This is a genomic window from Bartonella sp. AP65SXKL (genome assembly GCF_042195725.1).
Classification (GTDB): domain Bacteria; phylum Pseudomonadota; class Alphaproteobacteria; order Rhizobiales; family Rhizobiaceae; genus Bartonella.
In genome coordinates this window covers 1-2,653 of record NZ_JBHIOW010000034.1, presented here as the reverse complement: position 1 = coordinate 2,653, position 2,653 = coordinate 1, and the positions used below count along the sequence as shown (strand labels likewise).

The following is a 2,653-nucleotide window of genomic DNA, read 5'->3' as shown; positions in this document are numbered from 1 at the left end:
AGAGGAATAAAACTTGCACGTGGAATACCAACATCTTTGAGAAGAGTCTTACCGAGTCCTTCATAGTCAATAAGATAGCGCATCGCCAAACGCACTTTTTCATTGGCAAAAATAGGGTTTGTCGCATTAAATCCCCATATGATCATGGAGGGCGCCAACACTTTTTCAACTTTAATATCCGTTGTTGCTTGGAGATCTGCCAAATCCTCTGGCATCAGATTACGTGCAACATCGATATCATGTTTTTCCAATAATAAACGTTGCGTTCCAGGCTCCGCGACATGGCGAATTAAAATCTTCTTCAATTTAGGCGCCTCCCCCCAATAATTGGAGCTTGCACGCAACAAAATTCCTTCTCCAGGGCGCCAACTCTCTAGCTGATAAGGACCAACACAAGCAGAATGACTGGCCAAATATCGGTTTCCCATATCGCCATCTTGTTCGTTTTTCATGAGTGTCTCACGATCAAGCAAGGCAGTAGTGCGATTAGTGGAAATATTGCTAAGAATGAGCTCTGCTGGATAAGGTTTATCAAATTTCATCACCACCGTTTTGTCATCCGGTGCTTGAAAAGCCTCATCAACGTTTTGTTCTGTAATCCCATATTCATTAAATGTTGCTGCATTAGACAATTTCAATTTGACAACCCGCTTCATACCCCAAACAAGATCATTGGCATTCGCAGGACGACCATCATAAAACTTTAAACCATCACGCAAGTGAAAAGTAATCACCGTACTCTGATCATCACTTGAAACATCCCAACTCTTCGCTAACGAGGGAACCATTTTAGCCGCATCATCTGTAGCAGAAACGACTAAATTATCACAAATATTGTTAACCACTTCAATTCCATAACGGTCATTGAGTTGTGCAGGGTCAAATGTATTTATTGGATCGAGATTCCAAGCCATCACAAGCGTATCGGCGGGTGTTTTTGCTGAAACTTGTTGCACAAACATCCCCATTGCAAGAACAGCAGAAACAAAAGAACTGCCCTTTTTCAATATTTTTCTTTTCACGTTCATAGAATTTTCCTTTTAACGTTTATTGTATAAATTCTCCATGCAGCAAAACGTGCTTAATTTAAGTTTAGACGAACGATAGGCTCCTAAAGACCAAACTTTAAAATCTTCAAGAACAAGCACCTCTTGCCAATGACTCCTCTTGTCTACACTTATAAGCCAAACTAAAACATACAAAGGAAAACACTCTAATATACAATGAATGCTCACCAACAACAGAGCTTAATCACGATATCATAACGCCTACTATTGAAGACTATAAAACCTGTATTTTTTCTATCTTGTTAAGCAAGCTTGTCTCGTATTTCTTCCGGCGTTTTCTATACCATCAAAGCACTACCCCTTTTAGCTCAAGTACCTTAATAACAACGAGCCTTCATAACAATTTGACGATTTGATAAAACAGAAAAATTCGTTAGTTTGCCAAATGCAACGACTTTTATTCCTTCTTCAAAAGAAAATTTAATTTTTTCATCACTCCCCGTAAAATAACACCCTCCAAATGACATCTCATCATCTTTCAAAGCAAAAGAAAATATAAACACCATAAAAAACTGATATCCCTTGTGTACCCCCATAACAAAACTTTCCTTCAACATCGCAAAACCTTTGCACCTTTAGCACCACTAAATTCCGCGATATTTGTTACACTTCGTTTCTTTATGTTATACTCAGTTTTTTAACAAATAAATTGACCACTTTCTAATTCAGAAAAATTGAAATATCGATCTTAACATCCACTTAAATACACCTCTAATGAGAATGAAAAATATCTTTAAACGAATGTCTTGAAAAGACATTCAACAATATATCACGCATTACCTATGATCTTCGGCGCATTGCAAAGCTTAAAATTTATACAATACGCCGAATATATCATGACGATGCCCTTTATCTATTGAACAGCATTGAAGACACTCTTATTTTTCAATTTTACTATAAAAAATATGTGGCGCACTATTCCAAACCCACTTTTTGATATCAGGCGTCATCGCGATAACAGTATATTTCTGAAAGATAAACGCATAAGGTCCTTTTTGCATCAATTCACGTTGTAAATCAGCATAGAGTTGTGCCCGTTTTTGCGGATCTTTTTGAAACAATGCATCCTGAACCTTTTGATTCATCGTTTCATCCAAATACCCATATTGCCAACTAGGATAGGCGGTATTTTTTGCCTCAAGCCGATTATCTGGATTATAAACAAGACGTGAAGCCATAGTATGAGGATCCGCAGAATCATTATTCCATCCGACAAAAATCGTATCAAAAGCCCGTGCATAAAGTTTAGAAAACAACTGTGTACCGGCCATCCGTTCAATTTTAAGACGTACCCCCGCCTTTGCGGCACTATCTTGGAGTGACTGAGCAAGCAACACCCTATAAGGAGCATTTGATACGAGAAAATTTGCCTCAAACCCATTCGGATAACCAGCTTCTGCTAAAAGCTGCTTGGCTTTTGCAATATCAAGTTTAAAGGGTTGCCCTTCTTTTTCATCTAAAGCCCCAAAGTTGCCAAGAGGAATAAAACTGGCCCGTGGAACACCAACACCTTTGAGAAGCTTCTTGCCAAGACCTTCATAATCTATGAGATAACGCATCGCCAAACGTACTTTTTCCTTAGCAAA

General features: G+C 38.4%; 3 protein-coding genes. All 3 read right to left on the bottom strand.

The window, feature by feature from the left end; genetic code table 11:
• A partial coding sequence (locus tag ACFIMP_RS09265) for an ABC transporter substrate-binding protein (RefSeq protein ID WP_375613874.1) occupies window positions 1-1,028 on the bottom strand: 1,028 nt, incomplete at its 3' end.
• A gap of 356 nt (window positions 1,029-1,384) precedes the next feature.
• On the bottom strand, window positions 1,385-1,573 hold the full coding sequence (locus ACFIMP_RS09260; RefSeq protein WP_375613875.1) for a hypothetical protein: 189 nt from the start codon (window positions 1,571-1,573) through the stop codon (window positions 1,385-1,387).
• A 372-nt stretch (window positions 1,574-1,945) separates the two neighbouring features.
• Window positions 1,946-2,653 (bottom strand): ABC transporter substrate-binding protein (locus tag ACFIMP_RS09255; protein ID WP_375613876.1); only part of this gene is annotated, 708 nt, incomplete at its 5' end.

Excerpts from the sequence above, each read along its gene's own strand:
- ACFIMP_RS09260 (WP_375613875.1), bottom strand. The coding sequence starts at position 1,573 with ATGGTGTTTATATTTTCTTTTGCTTTGAAAGATGATGAGATGTCATTT.